This window comes from Pseudomonas sp. AC247 (assembly GCF_979258015.1).
Genome location: NZ_OZ409829.1, coordinates 6,347,685 through 6,366,962 on the forward strand (window position 1 = coordinate 6,347,685; position 19,278 = coordinate 6,366,962).

At 59.3% G+C, this 19,278-nt stretch carries 19 protein-coding genes; 6 read left to right on the forward strand and 13 right to left on the reverse strand.

Annotated elements, in window-relative coordinates; all coding sequences use genetic code 11:
* Positions 1-226 precede the first annotated feature (226 nt).
* On the forward strand, positions 227-2,224 hold the full coding sequence (betT, locus tag ACZZ0B_RS28765) for a choline BCCT transporter BetT (RefSeq protein WP_008085768.1): 1,998 nt from the start codon (positions 227-229) through the stop codon (positions 2,222-2,224).
* A gap of 253 nt (positions 2,225-2,477) precedes the next feature.
* On the opposite strand, the gene choV is transcribed toward betT, so the two are convergent.
* The 3 genes from choV to ACZZ0B_RS28780 all read right to left on the reverse strand — a co-directional run bounded on the left by choV (position 2,478) and on the right by ACZZ0B_RS28780 (position 5,512).
* On the reverse strand, positions 2,478-3,656 hold the full coding sequence (gene choV, locus ACZZ0B_RS28770) for a choline ABC transporter ATP-binding protein (protein WP_463546803.1): 1,179 nt from the start codon (positions 3,654-3,656) through the stop codon (positions 2,478-2,480).
* Entirely contained in the window at positions 3,653-4,498 is an 846-nt protein-coding gene (choW, locus tag ACZZ0B_RS28775; protein WP_008085763.1) for a choline ABC transporter permease subunit, read from the reverse strand. The genes choV and choW overlap by 4 nt, the downstream gene beginning before the upstream one ends.
* 66 nt (positions 4,499-4,564) lie before the next feature.
* A complete protein-coding gene (locus tag ACZZ0B_RS28780; RefSeq protein ID WP_008085762.1) occupies positions 4,565-5,512 on the reverse strand; it encodes a choline ABC transporter substrate-binding protein in 948 nt (315 codons plus the stop codon).
* A 436-nt stretch (positions 5,513-5,948) separates the two neighbouring features.
* Between ACZZ0B_RS28780 and ACZZ0B_RS28785 the strand changes: the two genes are divergently transcribed.
* Both ACZZ0B_RS28785 and gbdR read left to right on the forward strand, forming a co-directional pair.
* On the forward strand, positions 5,949-7,325 hold the full coding sequence (locus tag ACZZ0B_RS28785) for an L-serine ammonia-lyase (RefSeq protein WP_463546804.1): 1,377 nt from the start codon (positions 5,949-5,951) through the stop codon (positions 7,323-7,325).
* A gap of 514 nt (positions 7,326-7,839) precedes the next feature.
* Positions 7,840-8,943: a choline metabolism transcriptional regulator GbdR gene (gbdR, locus tag ACZZ0B_RS28790; protein ID WP_007949927.1), complete on the forward strand. Its 1,104-nt coding sequence runs from the start codon at positions 7,840-7,842 to the stop codon at positions 8,941-8,943.
* Positions 8,944-9,106: 163 nt separating this feature from the next.
* Here the strand turns inward: gbdR and ACZZ0B_RS28795 are convergent, their stop codons facing one another.
* The 6 genes from ACZZ0B_RS28795 to ACZZ0B_RS28820 form a co-directional block, all read right to left on the reverse strand.
* Positions 9,107-9,370: a hypothetical protein gene (locus ACZZ0B_RS28795; RefSeq protein ID WP_463546805.1), complete on the reverse strand. Its 264-nt coding sequence runs from the start codon at positions 9,368-9,370 to the stop codon at positions 9,107-9,109.
* Between the two features lie 346 nt (positions 9,371-9,716).
* Positions 9,717-10,880, reverse strand: a complete 1,164-nt coding sequence (locus ACZZ0B_RS28800; protein WP_463546806.1) for a gamma-butyrobetaine dioxygenase — start codon at positions 10,878-10,880, stop codon at positions 9,717-9,719.
* A gap of 23 nt (positions 10,881-10,903) precedes the next feature.
* Positions 10,904-11,380, reverse strand: coding sequence for a thioesterase family protein (locus tag ACZZ0B_RS28805; protein WP_463546807.1), 477 nt, complete (start codon positions 11,378-11,380; stop codon positions 10,904-10,906).
* 133 nt (positions 11,381-11,513) lie between these two features.
* Positions 11,514-12,479, reverse strand: coding sequence for an L-carnitine dehydrogenase (locus tag ACZZ0B_RS28810; RefSeq protein WP_011336297.1), 966 nt, complete (start codon positions 12,477-12,479; stop codon positions 11,514-11,516).
* A gap of 170 nt (positions 12,480-12,649) precedes the next feature.
* Positions 12,650-13,537 (reverse strand): 3-dehydrocarnitine:acetyl-CoA trimethylamine transferase CdhC, encoded by an 888-nt coding sequence (cdhC, locus tag ACZZ0B_RS28815; protein ID WP_123454174.1) that lies wholly within the window; start codon positions 13,535-13,537, stop codon positions 12,650-12,652.
* Positions 13,538-13,612: 75 nt separating this feature from the next.
* Positions 13,613-14,557 carry a choline ABC transporter substrate-binding protein gene (locus ACZZ0B_RS28820; RefSeq protein WP_463546808.1) on the reverse strand — a complete coding sequence of 315 codons (945 nt, stop codon included), beginning with the start codon at positions 14,555-14,557 and terminating at the stop codon, positions 13,613-13,615.
* Positions 14,558-14,763: 206 nt separating this feature from the next.
* On the opposite strand from ACZZ0B_RS28820, the gene ACZZ0B_RS28825 reads away from it, so the two are divergent.
* Positions 14,764-15,708 carry a GlxA family transcriptional regulator gene (locus tag ACZZ0B_RS28825; protein WP_027610647.1) on the forward strand — a complete coding sequence of 315 codons (945 nt, stop codon included), beginning with the start codon at positions 14,764-14,766 and terminating at the stop codon, positions 15,706-15,708.
* 84 nt (positions 15,709-15,792) lie between these two features.
* Here ACZZ0B_RS28825 and ACZZ0B_RS28830 read toward each other — a convergent pair whose 3' ends face one another.
* The 4 genes from ACZZ0B_RS28830 to ACZZ0B_RS28845 all read right to left on the reverse strand — a co-directional run bounded on the left by ACZZ0B_RS28830 (position 15,793) and on the right by ACZZ0B_RS28845 (position 17,414).
* Positions 15,793-16,209 carry a DUF3010 family protein gene (locus ACZZ0B_RS28830; RefSeq protein WP_463546809.1) on the reverse strand — a complete coding sequence of 139 codons (417 nt, stop codon included), beginning with the start codon at positions 16,207-16,209 and terminating at the stop codon, positions 15,793-15,795.
* Positions 16,210-16,238: 29 nt separating this feature from the next.
* Positions 16,239-16,562: a helix-turn-helix domain-containing protein gene (locus ACZZ0B_RS28835; protein WP_463546810.1), complete on the reverse strand. Its 324-nt coding sequence runs from the start codon at positions 16,560-16,562 to the stop codon at positions 16,239-16,241.
* Positions 16,546-16,800, reverse strand: a complete 255-nt coding sequence (locus ACZZ0B_RS28840; protein ID WP_008083170.1) for a type II toxin-antitoxin system RelE family toxin — start codon at positions 16,798-16,800, stop codon at positions 16,546-16,548. Before ACZZ0B_RS28840 ends, ACZZ0B_RS28835 begins: the two co-directional genes overlap by 17 nt.
* 212 nt (positions 16,801-17,012) lie before the next feature.
* A complete protein-coding gene (locus tag ACZZ0B_RS28845) occupies positions 17,013-17,414 on the reverse strand; it encodes a lysozyme inhibitor LprI family protein (RefSeq protein WP_008083168.1) in 402 nt (133 codons plus the stop codon).
* A gap of 234 nt (positions 17,415-17,648) precedes the next feature.
* On the opposite strand from ACZZ0B_RS28845, the gene ACZZ0B_RS28850 reads away from it, so the two are divergent.
* On the forward strand, positions 17,649-18,626 hold the full coding sequence (locus tag ACZZ0B_RS28850) for a dipeptidase (protein WP_008083166.1): 978 nt from the start codon (positions 17,649-17,651) through the stop codon (positions 18,624-18,626).
* Positions 18,627-18,733: 107 nt separating this feature from the next.
* Positions 18,734-19,264, forward strand: a complete 531-nt coding sequence (locus ACZZ0B_RS28855) for a DUF5943 domain-containing protein (RefSeq protein ID WP_008083165.1) — start codon at positions 18,734-18,736, stop codon at positions 19,262-19,264.
* The last annotated feature ends 14 nt before the right edge of the window (positions 19,265-19,278 follow it).

Genomic DNA, 19,278 nt, shown 5'->3' on the forward strand with positions numbered 1-19,278 from the left:
TCGCGATTCGATGGACGTGTTGAAAGGGCAAGACGCTCAGGGCCAGGTTTCGGATGAACGTCCGTCCACCTTCGGCCACGAAAGCGATTCGCAGCGCCATTTCGGCAGGTTCGGGCTTTTTTCGGGGTGTCTTTATATCACCCGCCGGTCGGCTGCCAACTAACCGATTGGTCGGGTTCCGTGTTGCCTTGTGTTCTTCTCTCGCACTGCCTGGAGCATTTGTGCCATGAGTTCTGCCTCGCTTATAAAGACCCCGCCCGAGAAGGTGACGGTCAACGGTTGGGTGTTTTACACCTCTACCGCGCTGATTCTGTTGTTGACCGCCATTCTGATTATCGCCCCGCAAGAGGCCGGCAGACTGTTGGGTATCGCTCAGGCCTGGTTGTCGCGCAGCTTCGGCTGGTACTACATGGTGGTGATTGCCGCCTACCTGGTATTTGTCGTGGGCCTGGCGTTTTCCTCGTACGGCAAACTCAAACTGGGCAGCAAGGACGACACCCCGGATTTCAGTTACGGCGCCTGGGCGGGGATGCTGTTCTCGTCGGGTATCGGTATTTCGCTGCTGTACTTCGGCGCATCCGAGCCGCTGGATCACTATTTCAATCCGCCGGAAGGCGCATCGGCCAGCAACATGGCCGCGCGTCAGGCTGTACAGCTGACTTTCTTGCATTGGGGCCTGCACGGCTGGGCGATCTACGCACTGGTCGGCTTGGCTGTTGCTTACTTCGCTTACCGTCATAACCAGCCGCTGGCCTTGCGTTCGGCACTGTATCCGCTGGTCGGCGAGCGTTGGGTAAAAGGCGCGGCCGGTCACGCTGTGGACGGCTTCGGCATGTTCGTGACCCTGCTGGGTCTGGTGACGAACCTGGGGATTGGTTCGCTGCAAGTGTCCTCGGGCCTGGAAAACCTGTTCGGCATGGAACACAGCAACACTAACCTTTTGATCGTGATCATCGTGATGAGCACCGTGGCGACCATCGCTGCCGTGTCCGGCGTGGAAAACGGCATCCGTCGTCTGTCCAACCTGAACATCGTGCTGTTCAGCGGCCTGCTGATTTTCGTGCTGTTGTTCGGCCCGACTTTGCACCTGCTCAACGGCTTCGTGCAGAACATCGGCGATTACCTCAATGGCATCGTGCTGAAAACCTTTGACCTTTATGTGTACGAAGGCGACAACGCCAAGTCCGAGCGCTGGATGGGCCTGTGGACGCTGTTCTACTGGGCATGGTGGATTTCCTGGGCGCCATTCGTAGGCATGTTCATCGCGCGTATTTCCCGTGGTCGTACCGTGCGTGAACTGGTCGCCGGCGTGCTGCTGATTCCACTGGGCTTCACTTTGGCCTGGCTGTCGATCTTCGGTAACTCGGCACTGGATCTGGTGATGAACCATGGGGCGGTGGAGCTTGGCAAGACGGCGCTGGAACAGCCGTCGATGGCGATCTATCAATTGCTTGAACATTACCCGGCGTCGAAAGTCGTCATCGGTGTGTCGATCTTCGTTGGCTTCGTGCTGTTCCTGACCCCGGCCGATTCTGGCGCGGTGATGATGGCGAATCTGTCCTGCAAGGGCGGCAACGTCGACGAAGATGCGCCGCACTGGCTGCGGATCTTCTGGTCGGTGGTGATCACCTTGGTGACCATCGGTCTGCTGTTTGCCGGTAACTTCGAAGCCATGCAAACCATGGTGGTGCTGGCCGGTCTGCCGTTCTCGGTGGTGTTGGTGTTCTTCATGTTCGGCCTGCACAAGGCGATGCGCCAGGACGTGCAGATCGAACAGGAGCAAGCGCAACTGGCAGAGCGCGGTCGTCGCGGTTTCAGCGAGCGTCTGACGCAACTGGATCTGCAGCCGAGCCAATCGGTGGTGCAGCGTTTCATGGACAAGCAAGTCAGCCCGGCGCTGGAAGACGCCACCGCGCAGATGCGTGCGCAGGGTCTGGAAGTGCAGACGCTGTTGGGTAAATCCAAGCGCTGCATGGGCGTGCGCGTCGAGATGGAAGAGGGCAACCCTTTCGTTTACGAAGTCAGCCTGGACGGTTATCTGGCGACGCCGACTGAATCGGCGCAGTCCGATGAAGCACGCCAGCGTTACTACCGCGCTGAAGTGTATTTGCACAACGGCAGCCAGGATTACGACCTGATGGGCTTCACGCAGGATCAGATCACGCGGGATGTGCTCGATCAGTTTGAAAGCCATCGGCAGCTCCTTGGCCGGGTGTATAGCTAAGACTTGAAGTTCTGCAGTGCAATCAGCCGCACCGCAGAACCATTGTGGCGAGGGGATTTATCCCCGATGGGCTGCGAAGTAGTCCTGCAACCGTCAAACGCGGTTTTCCTGGATTACCGCGTTTGACGACTTGGGGCCGCTTCGCGGCCCATCGGGGATAAATCCCCTCGCCACAGATCCTGTATTCACAGCTGAATATCTGCACTAACAAAAACGCCGCGATCCTCTCGCGGCGTTTTTGTGTCCGGGGTTATTAGCCCAGGTTCTTGCCCAGCAACGCGTGATACAGCTCGCTGTCGCCCAGGATCCCCACCACATGATTGTTATCGTGCAGCACCAGTTTGTTGCCGGTCTGATAACGAATCTGCAAGGCGTCACGCATGCCGATGTTCGAGTCCACCAGCGTCGGCTTGCGCTCCAGGCCTTCCACCGCTTGTCCCGGCGCCCAGTTCTGCAGATCCAGCACCGAACCGTTCTGCCGCGCACCCTTGATGGTGTTGCCTTCGGCCAGGTCCAGCCAGGAATCGCCGCCCGGATCCAGGCACACCGAACCGTTGATGCGTTTGCACTTGTCCAGCGTGCGCATCAGGCTGCGCCCGCACAGCACGTTGAGCGGATTGGTGTGCGCGACAAAGGTCCGCACATAGTCGTCCGCCGGGTTCAGCACGATCTCTTCCGGCACGCTGTACTGGATGATCCGGCCGTCCTTCATGATCGCGATGCGGCTACCGAGCTTCAGTGCTTCATCAAGGTCGTGACTCACGAACACAATGGTCTTGCTCAGCTTGCGTTGCAGTTCCAGCAGTTCATCCTGCAGACCTTGGCGGATCAGCGGGTCGAGTGCCGAGAACGGTTCGTCCATCAGCAAAATATCGGCGTCCATCGCCAGCGCCCGCGCCAGACCGACACGCTGCTGCATGCCGCCAGAGAGTTCGTCGGGCTTCTTGTTGCGCCATTGCGTCAGGCCGACCAGTTCGAGTTTTTCATCGACCAGCTTACGGCGTTCCTTCTCCGGACGGCCCTGCATTTCCAGACCGAAACTGATGTTCTCGCGCACCGTCAGCCACGGCATCAGGGCGAACTTCTGGAAGACCATGGCGATGCGTTTGGTGCGCATCATTTTCAGCTCGGCCGGGGTGCAGGAGGCGATGTCGATCTGCTTGCCTTCATGCTCGACGAACAGCTTGCCGCGGCTCACGGTGTTGAGGCCGTTGATGCAGCGCAAGAGGCTCGACTTGCCCGAACCGGACAGGCCCATCAGTACGCAGATTTCGCCTTTGTTGATGTCCAGCGTGGCTTTTTCCACGCCGACGATCTGCCCGGTTTTCTTCAGGATCTCGTTGCGGGTCATGCCCTGATCGAGCAGCTTTAGCGCTTCGCGTGGATCCTTGGAGAAGATTACGTCTACGTCTTCGAAGCGAATTATGCTCATGCGTCACCCCCTACTTTGGCGTCGGGTTGTTTGCAGATACGGTCGAGCATGATCGCCAGCAGTACGATCGCCAGGCCTGCTTCGAAGCCCAGGGCGATATCAGCAGTGTTCAGTGCGTTGACCACCGGTTTGCCGAGTCCGTCGGCGCCTACCAGTGCGGCGATCACCACCATCGACAACGACAGCATGATGCACTGGGTGATGCCGGCAGCGATGCTCGGCATGGCGTGTGGCAGTTCGATCCGTGAGAGCAATTGACGACGCGAGCAGCCGAAGGCTTTGCCGGCGTCCATCAGTTCTTGCGGGACATCGCGGATGCCCAGGTAGGTCAGGCGGATCGGCGCAGCGATGGCGAACACCACCGTGGAGATCAGGCCCGGCACCACACCCAGCCCGAAGAGGGTCAGGGTAGGAATGAGGTATACGAAGGTCGGTACGGTCTGCATCAGATCGAGTACCGGACGCATTAATGTGTAGAACATCGGTTTGTGCGCGGCGACGATGCCCAACGGCACGCCGATGACCACGCAGACCAGGGTCGCGAACAGCACCTGGGCGAGGGTTTCCATGGTTTCCTGCCAGTACCCCAGATTGAGGATCAGCAGAAAGGACGCGATGACGAAAACGGTCAATCCCCATTTGCGCTGGATGAAGTGCGCGAGCAGGGCGATGAGGCCGATCAAGACAAAAGGGTTGAACCAGGTGAGCGCAAACGTCACGCCGTGGATCATCGTTTCCAGTGTCACGGCGATTGCGTCGAAGGTGTTGGCGCCGTGTTGCGTCAACCATTCAACGAAGCCCGCGATGTACTGGCCTAAAGGTATTTTCTGATCAATCAGCATGGTAGTGAACGTCCGCATGCGAGGAAATAAACAGCCCGAGGGAGCAAGCTCCCCCGGCATAAGCGATTACTGATTCAGCTTGGCTTTCACGGCCTCCAGGCCAGGTTTACCGTCAATGGTGGTCACGCCAGCGAGCCAGGTATCGAGCACCTGTGGATTCTTTTTCAGCCAGGCCTTGGCGGCCGCGTCAGGCTTCATTTTGTCGTCGAGGATGTTGCCCATCAGTTCGCTTTCCATGTCGACGTTGAACTCCAGGTTCTTCAGCAACTGCCCGACGTTGCTGCATTCCTCGGCGTAACCCTTGCGGGTGTTGGTCGCCACGGTTGCCGCACCGAAATCGGGGCCGAAGAAATCATCGCCACCGGTCAGGTATTGAATCTTGAAGCGCTTGTTCATCGGGTGTGGCGCCCAGCCGAGGAAGACCACGGCGGTGTCGCGTTTTTGCGCGCGATCAACCTGCGAGAGCATGCCCGCTTCGGAGGATTCGACGACTTTGAAACCGGCGGTTTTCAGGCCGAAGGCATCCTTGTCGATCATGCTCTGGATCAGGCGGTTGCCGTCGTTGCCCGGCTCGATCCCGTAGATCTTGCCGTCGAGTTCTTTTTTGAATTTGGCGATGTCGGCGAAGTCATGCAGACCTTTGTCATACAGGGCTTGCGGCACGGCGAGGGTGTACTTGGCGCCCTTGAGGTTGGTGCGCACGGTTTCCACCGTGCCGGCGTCGCGGTAGGCCTTGATGTCGTTTTCCATGGTCGGCATCCAGTTACCGAGGAACACGTCCATGTTCTTGCCATCGGCCAGCGACTTGTAGGTCACGGGCACGGAGATCATGGTGGTCTTGGTCTTGTAGCCGAGGGCGTTGAGGACAACGGAGGTGGTGGCGGTGGTCGCGGTGATGTCGGTCCAGCCGACATCGGAGAAATTCACGGTACTGCACTGCGCCGGTTCTGCAGCTTGCGCCAGTAACGGCAGACTCAGCATGGCGGCCAATAACAACGACGGGGAACCTTTCATGGATGGACTCCTTGGTGTTTTTTTTGGCAGTGTTCCGACTGTGGACCACCGCACTTATAGGTTGCGGTTGGATGGCGTTCTGGAGACAGCTCTACCACGGCGCCTTGCAATCGAGTCATAACGATCATGTACCAGTGAAAATCTGACGCCTACAGGGGGGGTCGTATCCAGTACAGGGATGGTCGTATCTAGTGTCGGTGACGTCGTTTACAGCTTTTTTCTGCCCCGATCAGCCCTCTGAACCGCACAAAAACGGTGAAAACCGGGGCGAAAACGGCGCGGCGCTGGTGGACATGAGTGCGTCGGTGCCAGACGCCGTGCGTTCCGACAAAAGCCTGATGATGCGGGCATTCCGGCGGATCGCAGCTTGAGCGTAGCAGCTCCGCCAGCGGGCGCTTTCGCGTCCCGGACCGGCATCCTCAGGAGCTCTGCAGCAATGGCTATCAGCGTTTTCGACCTGTTCAAAATCGGCATCGGCCCTTCCAGTTCCCACACCGTCGGGCCGATGCGCGCGGCGGCGTTGTTTGTCGAGTCGTTGCGGGGCCAGCATCAACTGGAACAGGTGCGGCGGATCGAAGTGCAGCTGTTCGGTTCGCTGTCAGCCACCGGCATCGGTCACGGCAGCGACAACGCGGTGATCATGGGCCTGATGGGCGAATGGCCGGACGCAATCGACCCGGCGCAGATTGGCCCGCGCATTCAGGCACTGCGTGAAACCGACACGCTATTACTGGATGGTCGTTTGTCGGTGCCGTTTGTCTGGGCGCGGGACATGCGTCTGATCGATGAGAATCTGCCGTTCCACCCCAATGCCATGACGATTGTTGCCGAAGGCGATCACGGCGAACTGCATCGCGACACCTACTATTCGGTTGGCGGCGGTTTTGTCGTGGATGAAGCGCAGGCGTCCAGCGGTGTCGTCGATCTGGATCGCACTGAATTGCCGTATGACTTTTCCAGCGCGGTTGAACTGTTGGATCTGTGCAATAAGAACAACCTGCGCGTCGCTGAATTGATGATGGCTAACGAGAAGGTCTGGCGCAGCGAGGAAGAAATCCGCGCTGGGCTAATGAAACTGTGGCGGGCGATGCAGGATTGCGTCGAGCAGGGGCTCAAGCACGAAGGCATCCTGCCCGGCGGTTTGAATGTGCGGCGGCGTGCGGCGAAGTTGCATCGCAGTCTTCAGGAATTGGGCAAGCCCAATGTGATTGGCTCGACGCTGAGTGCAATGGAGTGGGTCAACCTGTTTGCGTTGGCGGTGAATGAAGAGAACGCAGCGGGCGGGCGCATGGTCACGGCGCCGACCAATGGTGCGGCGGGGATCATTCCGGCGGTGTTGCACTATTTTATGAAGTTCAGCGAAGCGGTGACGGACGCCAACGTGGTCGACTACTTCCTGAGTGCGGCGGCGGTGGGGATTCTGTGCAAGAAGAATGCTTCGATCTCGGGCGCCGAAGTCGGCTGTCAGGGTGAAGTCGGTTCGGCGTGCGCAATGGCGGCGGCGGGGCTGGCGGAAATTCTCGGTGCTACGCCGGAGCAGTTGTGCAACGCGGCGGAGATTGGCCTGGAACACAACCTTGGGCTGACCTGCGATCCGGTCGGCGGTCTGGTGCAAGTGCCGTGCATCGAGCGCAATGCGATTGCCGCGGTAAAAGCGATCAACGCGGCGCAGATGGCGCTGCGCGGGGATGGTCAGCACTTTATCTCGCTGGATCGGGTGATTCGCACCATGCGCGATACCGGGGCCGACATGCATGACAAATATAAAGAGACATCGCGCGGTGGCCTGGCGGTCAGCGCTGTGGAGTGCTGAGACCGCATCGGCCCAATCGCGAGCAGGCTCACTCCTACAGGGGAACGCATTCCAAATGTAGGAGTGAGCCTGCTCGCGATAGCGCTAGACCAGTCAAAACTGCGCGCTAAGTGAACACGGTCAATAAACCACGCCACCTTTTAGCGCGTCGCAATCAGATAAGAGTCTTTCCCAGCTGTTACACGCGCCCAGCCCTCCTACCGTCTGTCACCCGTGCTTGCGGTGACACTCCCCGCAAACCGCGCGCAGGCCAGTTCCCACAAGTGCTACCGATTTGCTCACAGCCACCTGAACCGCGCTTTCCCCGTCGCTGATGGCACTTCGAAATACCTTTCGTCGGACGGCTCGTATAGACGCGTCGCGACGTCGTTTTCAGGAGTTATTGAACGGCCATCCAATTTTAGGCATGGCAATTGCTCTGTCATAACAAAGCCCGTCTCCCACGCGAGAACGCTGGCAATAACAAGAGCCTCCGCCTGAGGCCATCACCCGCTTTGTGTGAGGAGATACCGCGATGACGTCGTTCAACTCCGGGGCCCAACCCCAGAACCGTGCGCCTCAATCCATCGGCTTTCTGCTGCTGGACAATTTCACGCTGATTTCTCTGGCCTCCGCAGTAGAACCCCTGCGCATGGCCAACCAATTGTCCGGTCGCGAGCTGTATCGCTGGAGCACCCTCACCGTCGATGGCGGCCAGGTGTGGGCCAGTGACGGTCTGCAAATCACTCCTGACGCCTCCATGCACAAAGCCCCGCCACTGGACACTGTGATCGTCTGTGGCGGCATCGGCATTCAACGCACCGTCACCCGTGAGCACGTCTCGTGGCTGCAAAGTCAGGCGCGTCAGTCCAAGCGTCTCGGCGCCGTGTGCACCGGCAGTTGGGCACTGGCCTGCGCCGGGTTGCTCGACGGTTTCGATTGCAGCGTGCACTGGGAATGTCTCGCGGCGATGCAGGAAGCTTTCCCGCGCGTGGCCATGAGCACGCGTCTGTTCACTCTCGACCGTAACCGTTTCACCAGCTCCGGCGGCACCGCGCCGCTGGACATGATGCTGCACCTGATCAGCCGCGATCACGGCCGTGAACTGTCCGCCGCGATCTCGGAAATGTTTGTCTACGAACGCATCCGCAACGAACAGGATCACCAGCGCGTGCCGCTCAAGCACATGCTCGGCACCAACCAGCCGAAACTGCAGGAAATTGTTGCGCTGATGGAAGCCAACCTCGAAGAGCCAATCGACCTGGATGAACTGGCGGTGTATGTGGCCGTGTCGCGTCGACAGCTGGAGCGCTTGTTCCAGAAATACCTGCATTGCTCGCCGTCGCGTTATTACTTGAAGCTGCGCCTGATCCGCGCCCGGCAACTGCTGAAGCAAACGCCGATGTCGATCATCGAAGTGGCGTCGGTGTGTGGTTTCGTCTCGACGCCGCACTTCTCCAAGTGCTACCGCGAATACTTCGGCATTCCGCCGCGTGACGAGCGCGTGGGCTCCAACACCACCCAGCAAGTGGCGATGCTGCCGCTGCCGCAAGCGATCGTGATGTCGCCGCTGTCGGGGCCGATGTCGGCGTTGAGTCAGGCGCGCAATGAGTCGACGTTTGCCAGCGTAAGGCTCTGATAAGGATCGTTCCCACGCTCTGCGTGGGAACGCAGCCCGGGACGCTCTGCGTCCCAAAAAACCGAACGCGGAGCGTCCGTTGAGGCATTCCCACGCAGAGCGTGGGAACGATCATGCGTTCCAATGTAGGAGCTGCCGAAGGCGGCGATCTTTTGATCTGCTGTCAGGCGCTGTGGCTTTGCTGGAAATCGGCGAGTGCCGGCAACAACTGTTTGTCGATCGCCTGCCGCACTGCCGGCTGAATACTGGCGCCGCTGGTATACATGTCCTTGACCATCTTGCGCAGTTCAAACGCGCGAACATTATCCAGACCGCGCACCGCGCACTCGCAAGCCTGCTCGGCGGTCGTGCCACTGGGTACTTGAATACCCAACGCCTTGAGCTGGCCCAACAGATCTTCCTGGTCAATCAAATCGGCGTACATCATCACGCAAATCCTTCTGTGGCAACGGAGGTCTTGATTCGATTCTGTAAGGCTGGGGCGGGCACGGCAAGGGCGTTTTGTCAGCGTGGCCGCGACGACTATGAACAGGTCGTTTTCGGCTAACTCGACAGAAAGGGGAGTGGGCACACTGGCGCAAGCTCGCTTCACGAAGGTTTGGTCACCCTCGCACGGCAGCTCCTCAACAGTAGCTTGCGCCCCGATCCTGTCACGGCTGGTATCGGGGCTTTTTTTGGACTGGTGAAAAGCAAAAGATCGCAGCCTTCGGCAGCTCCTACATTGGAATGCGTTTCTCTGTAGGAGCTGCCGATGGCTGCGATCTTTTTACGGTCTAACGCTGCAACACGAGGATCCGCGACAACAACTCATCCCGGTCGATATAGCAGCCCTGAAAATGCCGCGCCCCCGTGCCCGGATCAAACGCATTGCGCGCATGCAACGTGCGGCGGTTATCAAAGCACCACAGCTCGCCGGGATTGAGCCGCTGCATCAGCCGAAACCGCGGCTCGCGGGTCATCGCAATAAACCGCCGATACGCCCGATACAACAGCGGCATCTGTTCCACCAACGTATCAAACGCCCCACGCAAGAAGTTCGCCATGCGAATCTCCGCCACCCGCCCCAGAGCATCCAAAGCAATGATCGGCGCCAGGCAGCGATAGTCGCTATGCCGATCCTTGTTGCGAAACTCCACGGGGATTTCACACAACGCCTGAAACGCCGCCGGATCTTCGCTGCGCAACGCATCGGCAATCGCGAAACCGTCGACAAAAATACTCTCGCCGCCCTCGGCGTCATTCACCAGGCAATGCAGAAATTGCAGCCCCGGTTGCAGCTCGCGAGTGGGTAGGTCGGTGTGCAACGGCAGGTTGAAAGCGGTGTAGGCATTGCTGTCGGCATCGGCCTTCGATTGCACGTTGAACAGCACGCCGAAGTTGCTCTCGCGGATGAACGAAATACGTTGGGCAATGAGCTTCAGCGAACCGGGCTCGGTGGGCACGCCACGCACTTGCGTCAGGCCGATGTCGCGGATGGCGATCATCCATTGCAGCAGGGCGGCGTTGTCATTCATCAGCGCCGCGTACTCGAACACCGGCAACTGCAAATCGCTGCGCCACAGATAGGGTTTCGGTTTGCCGGCCAGTCGTTCGGCACGGGAATCGTCGTCGTAAGCGTGTGCGCGCAACCAGCCCGGATCGAAACGGCTGAGATGGCCGTCCTGCCAGTCGATGCGCAGGCAGCCGTCGGTATCGATGTGTGCGGCTGCGGGTTTCAGATCTTCAGCGGCGTCGACAATCTCGAAAACCTGCTCACGGGTGACGTTGTAGACGCAACGTTCACACGGGCAATTGTCCCGCAGCCAAACGTGGTGAAACGGGCTGATGCGACCGTCAGCCCATTCAATGGCCACGCGATCCGCCAGGCTCTGCACGCCGCTTAGCGCGCTGATCAACGGATAAGTACGGAAGTCGGCAACAGCGGCAGCGGTGTTCATGGCGGCTCCTTGCGATCAATGGATTACCTGGCGGGTGGCAGCGCGATGACGCGGCCGATGTAAGCGGGAGCGGGCAGGTCTTTCTGCTCGGTGACGATGGCTTGCAGACGGCTCAAGGTGTCGGCGCTGAACGGTGCCGAGCGCGGACCGACGAGATCGACGTGGAGGAGCATTTGTTCGTTGCCGGCCAGTTCCTGATCGTCACCGACCTTGTGCAGGCTGTGATAGAGGTGCAGGCGTTTGCTGTCGTGGCCGATGATTTGCGTGTGTACTTCGACCTCGGTATCGAGCTTCACTTCGTGCAGATAGTTGAGGTGCAGTTCGAGGGTGAACAGCGAGTGGCCGCTGGCTTCGCGGTTGTTGCTGTCCATGCCGAGGCGATCCATCAGGGCGTCGGTGGCGTAGCTGAAAATCAGCAGGTAGAAGGCATCGCGCAGGTGGCCGTTGTAGTCGACCCAGTCGGGGATGATTTTGGTTTGGTAGGTGGTGAGGTGGGGCATGTTTTCTCCTGACGCGATCGCTCCCACGCTCTGCGTGGGAACGCCTCTTGTGACGCTCTGCGTCACGCTTCTGGGACGCGGAGCGACCCGGGCTGCATTCCCACGCAGAGTGTGGGAACGATCATTAAACGGCCTATTCGCTGAAACTCATCCCGTGCTTTTCCTTGGTGGTCTTCACCGCCTCCAGCACCGCCAGCAGGCAATCATCACGATAGCGTTCCAGCGCCGAAATGCTGTGACGGCCGAGCTGATCACTGGTGCCATCGACCACATCATCAATCAACTTGTCAGTCAGTTCCGGCGCCGGCAGATAGGTCCACGGCAACTGCAACGCCGGGCCGAATTGCGACATGAAGTGGCGCATCCCGGCATCGCCACCGGCCAGCGTATAAGTCAGGAACGTGCCCATAAACGACCAGCGCAATCCAGCGCCAAAACGGATCGCATCGTCGATCTCGCCCGTGGTCGCGACACCGTCGTTAACCAGGTGCAACGCCTCACGCCACAGCGCTTCGAGCAGACGGTCGGCGATGAACCCCGGCACTTCCTTGCGCACATGCAGCGGGCGCATGCCGAGGGATTCGTAGACTTTCATCGCCGCCTGAACGGCTTCCGGCGCAGTGTTTTTGCCTCCGACCACTTCCACCAGCGGCAGCAGATAAACCGGGTTGAACGGGTGGCCGACCACGCAACGTTCCGGATGCGTCGAGCTCTCGTAGAACTCGCTCGGCAACAGCCCCGAAGTGCTCGAACCAATCAACGCATTCGGCTTGGCCGCTGCGCTGATTTTGCTGTGCAGATCGAGTTTCAGCTCCAGCCGTTCCGGAGCGCTTTCCTGAATGAAATCGGCATCACGCACGCATTCTTCGATGGTCGCGACAAAGCGCAGACGATCCTGCGATGCGCCTGGCGCCAGACCGTTTTTCTCCAGCGCACCCCAGGCATTGGCGACGCGTTTGCGCAGCGCCGCTTCAGCGCCGGGCGCCGGGTCCCAGGCCACGACATCCAGCCCATGGGCCAGCGCACGTGCCACCCAGCCACTGCCGATGACACCGCTGCCCAGCGCGGCGAAGGTTTTGATTTCGGTGATAAAGCTCATAGGAGTTTTCCCGTGGAAAGTAATCCCTGTAGGAGCTGCCGAAGGCTGCGATCTTTTGATCTTGATCTTGATCTTGATCTTGAAAAACAAAATCAAAAGATCGCAGCCTTCGGCAGCTCCTACAGGTGAAATTTGGGGGGCAGTCAGAGCCCCATTTTTTGAGCTGAGAGTTAGCCGCGCTGGGTCAGGCCCATTTTCTTGCGGCCTTCGGCAGGGGTGAGCACGCGAGCACCGAGGCGGCTGAGGATTTCGCTGGCGCGCTCCACTAATTGGCCATTGGTCGCCAGCACGCCTTTGTCCAGCCACAGGTTGTCTTCCAGCCCGACCCGCACGTTGCCGCCTAGCAGCACCGCTTGCGCCGCCATCGGCATCTGCATCCGGCCAATGCCGAACCCGGCCCAAACAGCATCGGCGGGCAGGTTGTCGACCATGGCTTTCATCGTGGTGGTATCCGCCGGCGCGCCCCAAGGAATGCCCAGGCACAGCTGGAACAGCGGGTTATCGAGCAGACCTTCCTTGATCATCTGCTTGGCAAACCACAGGTGGCCGGTGTCAAAAATCTCCAGCTCGGCCTTCACGCCCAGCTCGGTAATGCGCTTGGCGCCGGCACGCAATTGCGCCGGCGTCGAGACGTAAATGGTGTCGCCATCGCCAAAATTCAGGGTGCCGCAATCGAGGGTGCAGATTTCCGGCAGCAATTCTTCTACGTGCGCCAGACGGGTCAACGGGCCGACCAGGTCGGTGTTCGGGCCGAACTCCATCGGGTTCTCGCCAGCGCCGATTTCGAGGTCGCCGCCCATGCCGGCGGTAAGGTTGACGATGATGTCGACGTCGGCTTCGCGGATGCGCTCCATCACTTCGCGGTACAGCGCCACGTCACGGCTGAACTTGCCAGTCTGCGGATCGCGCACATGGCAGTGCACGACGGTGGCGCCGGCCTTGGCCGCTTCAACGGCCGCCGCTGCAATTTGTTTCGGGGTGACCGGCACGTGCGGGCTCTTGGCGGTCGTGTCGCCAGCACCGGTGAGTGCGCAGGTGATGATGACGTCGTGGTTCATGGTGCGGTTTCCTTCAGGCGTGATGGGTCTGTCCGCAGCCCTTTTCGGGGCTGCGGAGCGTTGATTCGGGGTGAGTTATTTGCTGGTCAGCTGGAGATTTTCAGCGGCCGGTTTGCCATCGAAAGTAGTCACACCTTCGAGCCAGCGCTCCTTGTCTTCGGGGTGATCCTTGAGCCATTGCTTGGCCGATTCGAAAGCGTCCTTGTGGTCGAGCAGCGGCTGCATCATCCGGCTCTCGTCCTCGGCAGTGAACGTCAGGTTGGTCAGCAGACGGCCAACGTTCGGGCACTGCTCGGCGTATTTCGGTGCGGTGACGGTCCACACCGTGGCCATGCCTTCGTTCGGGCCGAGGGCGTCATCGCTGCCGGTCAGATAGGTCATTTTGACGTTGACGTTCATCGGGTGCGGCGCCCAGCCGAAGAACACCACGGCCTCTTTGCGGCGCACGGCGCGATCGACGGCGGCGAGCATGCCGGCCTCACTGGACTCGACCAACTGGAACTTGCCGAGGCCAAACTGGTTCTTGGCGATCATTGCCTTGATCTGCGTGTTGGCGCCCGAGCCAGGCTCGATGCCGTAGATCTTGCCGCCCAGCTCTTTTTCGAACTTGGCGATGTCCGCGAAGGTTTTCAGGCCTTTGTCGGCCAGATAAGTCGGTACCGCGAGGGTCGCGCGAGCGTCTTTCAGGCTTGGTGCTTCAAGCACTTTGACCTGGTTGGCATCGACGAACGGGGTGATGGTCTGCGTCATCAGCGGGTTCCAGTAACCGAGGAACAGGTCGAGGCGCTGATCGCGAATCCCGGCGAAGATGATTTGCTGGGACGCGCTGGTTTGTTTGGTGTTGTAGCCGAGGCCGTCGAGCAGGACCTGGGTCATGGCACTGGTGGCGATCACGTCGGTCCAGTTGACCACGCCCATGCGTACGTTCTGGCACGAGGCGGGTTCGGCCGCCATGACGCTGGCGCTCAAGAAAGCGGTACCGCTGAGTGCAATAACACAGCTGCTGATCAGTCGTTTCATGTCGGGTTCCTCGGCAGGTCGTTATTGTGAGTTCCGGCATCTGTCGTGCCGGTGATGTAAAGCTACGCAGCTATACGCCCATGAAAGCGCACTGCGGCGACTGGCATTTGCACTGTAGCGACCTGTGCGCTTGAACGCCGACGACAATCGGCGTATCAACGAGCCACGCTACCCTCCCTCTCGTTACCCGCGAATCGAGTGCGCACATGTCCCAGGATTTCTACTTTCTGCTGATGCCGGGGTTCTCCGCCATCGGCTTTATTTCTGCGATCGAACCGCTGCGCGTGGCCAACCGCTTTCGTGGCGAGTTGTACCGCTGGCATGTGTTGAGCGCCGATGGCGGGGCGGTGCTGGCGAGTAACGGCATGTCGGTTAACGCCGATGCGGCGCTGGAGCCGTTGAAGAAAGGCGCGACGCTGTTGGTGGTGGCCGGGTTTGAACCGCTGAAATTTGCCACACCAACCCTTGAACACTGGTTGCGGCGTCTGGATAACGAAGGCGTGACCCTTGGTGCCATCGACACCGGTAGCTTCGTCCTTGCCGAGGCGGGCCTGCTCGATGGCCATCGCCTGACCCTGCACTGGGAAGCCATCGACGCATTCAAGGAATCTTATCCACAGCTCAGCGTGACCCAGGAGCTGTTCGAGATCGACCGCCGGCGAATCACCTCGGCCGGCGGTACGGCTTCTATCGATCTAATGCTCGATCTGATCGCTCAGGCCCATGGCCCGCAACTGGCGATTCAGGTCAGCGAGCAGTTTGTGCTGGGGCGCATCCGTCCGCGCAAAGACCACCAGCGCATGGAAGTCGCCACGCGTTACGGGATCAACAACAAGAAACTGGTGCAGGTGATCGGCGAGATGGAGCAGCACAGCGAGCCGCCGCTGACCACGCTGCAATTGGCAGAATCGATCAAGGTGACGCGGCGGCAACTGGAACGGTTGTTTCGGCTGCATCTGAACGATACGCCGAGCAATTTCTATCTGCGCCTACGCCTGGAAAAGGCCCGGCAGCTGCTGCGCCAGACCGACATGAGCGTGCTCGAAGTCAGCATCGCCTGCGGCTTCGAATCCCCGTCGTACTTCACCCGCAGCTACCGCGCCCGCTTCGCCCGCTGCCCGCGCGAAGACCGGCGTACCGCCCAGGCCTAACATCAAAAGATCGCAGCCTGCGGCAGCTCCTACATGAAAATACATTCCAATGTAGGAGCTGCCGCAGGCTGCGATCTTTTGATCTTACTTCTTCACCAGCGCCGAACACGCCGCCTTATAAGCCTCATGCTGATACTTGTTCAACGTCACCGGCAGTTCAAAATTGTGCTTCTTCGCCTGCGCATTGATCGTCTGCGGCGACAACAACGTCACCTCGCAGCCATCGAGCAACTGCAAAATCCCTTCAATCTTGAATGTCGTCGGCCCACCGGCAAACTCACCCTTCTTGCTGCGCTTCTTGATCGCAATCCGGTCAACCGAATTCTCCCGCACAAACGACGCCACCTGCGCCGCGAACAACTTCACGTTGGCCGCTTCGTCATCCTCTTCGAGGGCGATTTTCTTGGTGGCGAGGGGAACGTGGCTCAAGGCCGAACCGTCGAGAGCGGCCACGGCGATGATCGCTTCGCTGCCTTTGATTTCAATGCCGCAGATGTTCATGGGGAATTCCTTGAAGTGAAGAGGGCAGCTTACAGCTCAAGCTGATTGGCGGTGATGCCGAACGCCGCTGCAACTTTCTCGCGTGTCGCTTTACGAGGCTTGGACACCGTTTCCTGCTGGGCAAACGCCGGTTGCGAAATGCCCATGCGTTTGGCGACTTCTTCTTGCGTCAGGTTTAGATATTCGCGCCAGGCCCGAATCGGTGTCGCCCCGTCGACCATGCGGCTAACCACCTCATGGGGGATCAGATCAGGTTTTACTTTCTGTGCAACGTATTGCGCATAGGGAATGACCACGAAGGCCGGTTTGCCCTCGGCGTCGTTGATTATTTGGATGTCAGTAGGTGCGTTCATCGCGTTTTTTGACCTCTTGAATACTGACCACTTTGATTGCGCCGTCCCAGTCGAACATGACCCGATAATTGCCGACTCGCAGTCGGTAAGCGTATTCATGTCCAACCAATGATTTGACGTTGCCGACATCAGGCATGTCAGCGAGCGCGGTGATGGCATCACGAACCTGTCCTTGATGAACGCAGTGCAATTTCAGTAGTTGCTTAACGGCCTTTCGAGTCCAGTGGATGCTGTTCATGGAAGAATATAAGTCTTTTATAAGATTGGCGAATCTTTACTTATATTTTTCGGTTGGCCAACTGGAAACGGATGTCAGCGTATTGCGTGAGAACCCCTCAGATAAAGGCATTCACGCAATACGTGTAGGCAGGCACGGTATCTATTGTAAGAAGAGGAGATTGACGCGATGAAAGCAGAGAGCGAGTCCCGCTTTCATCGGAGTACTTAAGACTATTCCTGCCCAATCGACTCCAAAAACTCCGACCGCTCATCACTCATCCGCGCCACGCAGTCATTCTGCGCAATCGTAAACGCCTTGCTCCCCGCCGTCGCCGGGAACGCCTCCACCGCGCAATCGGCATCCCGCGTCTTCAGCCACTGCTGCTGTGCGGTTTTGAGTTTGGCGGTGATATCCGCCAGTTGCGTGGCGTTTTTGCCGTACGCGGTCTGCATGCGTTCGGTCAGGCTGGCGTAGTTGTCCTTGAGCAGGTCTTCGGCGGTCGTGCGGCTGTAGGTCGAGCATTCCAGGGTCTGGACGTCGTTTTCGACGGCGTCGCAGGGGTTGTTGTCGGATTCTTCGGCGGCGTGTACGCCGGTCGCAATCAGTGCCAAAGCCAGGAAGATCGATTTCATTGTTGTCGCCGCTCTAATCCAGTGGTGTTTCCAAGATGCCGGAGATTCTGGCTCAAGCTTGCGGGCTTGAACAGGTAGCTGATCGGAGCGTCTGGCGACCCTTTGTCGCGGATTGACGCTTTCGGCAATTCCCCTGTCGTTTTTGCACCCGGTCGCCCCGGCACCGAGGCATATGCTGGCCCCAAAGCGCCGGCAGACGATTCGGCGCATGAATCGCCAATAAGGGGACGCCTGATGAGCCCAGCCGAATTACACGCCGACAGCATCGTTATCGACGGTCTGATCATCGCCAAATGGAACCGCGAGCTGTTTGAAGACATGCGCAAGGGCGGTCTGACGGCGGCCAACTGCACGGTGTCGGTGTGGGAAGGCTTTCAGGCGACCGTGAACAACATCGCTGCCAGCCAGAAGCTGATCCGCGACAACAGCGACCTGGTGATGCCGGTGCGCACCACCGCCGACATCCGCAAAGCCAAGGAGCAGGGCAAAACCGGCATCCTCTTCGGCTTCCAGAATGCCCACGCCTTTGAAGACCAGATCGGCTATGTCGAGGTGTTCAAGCAGCTCGGCGTCGGCATCGTGCAGATGTGCTACAACACCCAGAATCTAGTCGGCACCGGTTGCTACGAGCGTGACGGTGGCCTCTCGGGTTTCGGTCGCGAGATCGTCGCCGAGATGAACCGCGTCGGCGTCATGTGCGACCTGTCTCACGTCGGTTCCAAGACTTCTGAAGAGGTCATCCTCGAATCGAAAAAACCGGTGTGCTATTCCCACTGCCTGCCGTCGGGTCTCAAAGAGCACCCGCGCAACAAGTCCGATGAAGAACTGAAGTTCATTGCCGACCACGGCGGTTTTGTCGGCGTGACCATGTTCGCGCCGTTCCTCGCCAAGGGCATCGATTCGACCATCGACGACTACGCCGAAGCGATCGAATACGTGATGAACATCGTCGGCGAAGACGCCATCGGCATCGGCACCGACTTCACCCAGGGCCACGGCCAGGACTTCTTCGAATACCTGACCCACGACAAGGGCTACGCCCGTCGTCTGACCAGCTTCGGCAAGATCATCAACCCGCTGGGCATCCGCACCGTCGGCGAGTTCCCGAACCTGACCGAAACCCTGCTCAAGCGCGGCCATCCCGAGCGCGTGGTGCGCAAGATCATGGGCGAGAACTGGGTCAACGTCCTCAAGGACGTCTGGGGCGAGTAACGCTGACTCAAGACCGCCGCAGAACTGCCCCCTCTCCTGTGTGAGAGGGCCGGGGTGAGGGCAGCGGTCACCACTGAATCCACTATTTTTTCTGGAGTTAAGTTTCCATGGCCAAGATCGCCCCGCAATTGCCAATCGAAGTCGACAGCGAGACCGGTGTCTGGACCTCCGACGCCCTGCCGATGCTCTACGTGCCGCGTCACTTCTTCGTCAACAACCACATGGGCATCGAAGAGGTTTTGGGCGCTGAGGCCTACGCAGAAATCCTCTACAAGGCCGGCTACAAATCTGCTTGGCACTGGTGCGAAAAAGAAGCCGAATGCCACGGCCTGGAAGGCGTCGCGGTGTTCGAGCACTACATGAAGCGCCTGTCGCAACGCGGCTGGGGCCTGTTCAAGATCCAGGACATCGACCTCGACAAAGGCACCGCCAGCGTCAAGCTCGAACACTCGGCGTTCGTCTATGTGTACGGCAAGGTTGGGCGCAAGGTCGACTACATGTTCACCGGTTGGTTTGCCGGTGCCATGGACCAGATTCTTGAGGCGCGCGGCAGCAAGATTCGCACGGTTGCCGAGCAAGTCTACGGTGGCTCCGAAGAAGGCCACGACGACGGCCTGTTCACCGTCAAGCCGTTGTAAGTCGAGGAACCCGC

Coding starts and splice junctions, on each gene's coding strand:
- betT (WP_008085768.1), top strand. CDS start 227: ATGAGTTCTGCCTCGCTTATAAAGACCCCGCCCGAGAAGGTGACGGTC.
- choV (WP_463546803.1), bottom strand. CDS start 3,656: ATGAGCATAATTCGCTTCGAAGACGTAGACGTAATCTTCTCCAAGGAT.
- choW (WP_008085763.1), bottom strand. CDS start 4,498: ATGCTGATTGATCAGAAAATACCTTTAGGCCAGTACATCGCGGGCTTC.
- ACZZ0B_RS28780 (WP_008085762.1), bottom strand. CDS start 5,512: ATGAAAGGTTCCCCGTCGTTGTTATTGGCCGCCATGCTGAGTCTGCCG.
- ACZZ0B_RS28785 (WP_463546804.1), top strand. CDS start 5,949: ATGGCTATCAGCGTTTTCGACCTGTTCAAAATCGGCATCGGCCCTTCC.
- gbdR (WP_007949927.1), top strand. CDS start 7,840: ATGACGTCGTTCAACTCCGGGGCCCAACCCCAGAACCGTGCGCCTCAA.
- ACZZ0B_RS28795 (WP_463546805.1), bottom strand. CDS start 9,370: ATGATGTACGCCGATTTGATTGACCAGGAAGATCTGTTGGGCCAGCTC.
- ACZZ0B_RS28800 (WP_463546806.1), bottom strand. CDS start 10,880: ATGAACACCGCTGCCGCTGTTGCCGACTTCCGTACTTATCCGTTGATC.
- ACZZ0B_RS28805 (WP_463546807.1), bottom strand. CDS start 11,380: ATGCCCCACCTCACCACCTACCAAACCAAAATCATCCCCGACTGGGTC.
- ACZZ0B_RS28810 (WP_011336297.1), bottom strand. CDS start 12,479: ATGAGCTTTATCACCGAAATCAAAACCTTCGCCGCGCTGGGCAGCGGT.
- cdhC (WP_123454174.1), bottom strand. CDS start 13,537: ATGAACCACGACGTCATCATCACCTGCGCACTCACCGGTGCTGGCGAC.
- ACZZ0B_RS28820 (WP_463546808.1), bottom strand. CDS start 14,557: ATGAAACGACTGATCAGCAGCTGTGTTATTGCACTCAGCGGTACCGCT.
- ACZZ0B_RS28825 (WP_027610647.1), top strand. CDS start 14,764: ATGTCCCAGGATTTCTACTTTCTGCTGATGCCGGGGTTCTCCGCCATC.
- ACZZ0B_RS28830 (WP_463546809.1), bottom strand. CDS start 16,209: ATGAACATCTGCGGCATTGAAATCAAAGGCAGCGAAGCGATCATCGCC.
- ACZZ0B_RS28835 (WP_463546810.1), bottom strand. CDS start 16,562: ATGAACGCACCTACTGACATCCAAATAATCAACGACGCCGAGGGCAAA.
- ACZZ0B_RS28840 (WP_008083170.1), bottom strand. CDS start 16,800: ATGAACAGCATCCACTGGACTCGAAAGGCCGTTAAGCAACTACTGAAA.
- ACZZ0B_RS28845 (WP_008083168.1), bottom strand. CDS start 17,414: ATGAAATCGATCTTCCTGGCTTTGGCACTGATTGCGACCGGCGTACAC.
- ACZZ0B_RS28850 (WP_008083166.1), top strand. CDS start 17,649: ATGAGCCCAGCCGAATTACACGCCGACAGCATCGTTATCGACGGTCTG.
- ACZZ0B_RS28855 (WP_008083165.1), top strand. CDS start 18,734: ATGGCCAAGATCGCCCCGCAATTGCCAATCGAAGTCGACAGCGAGACC.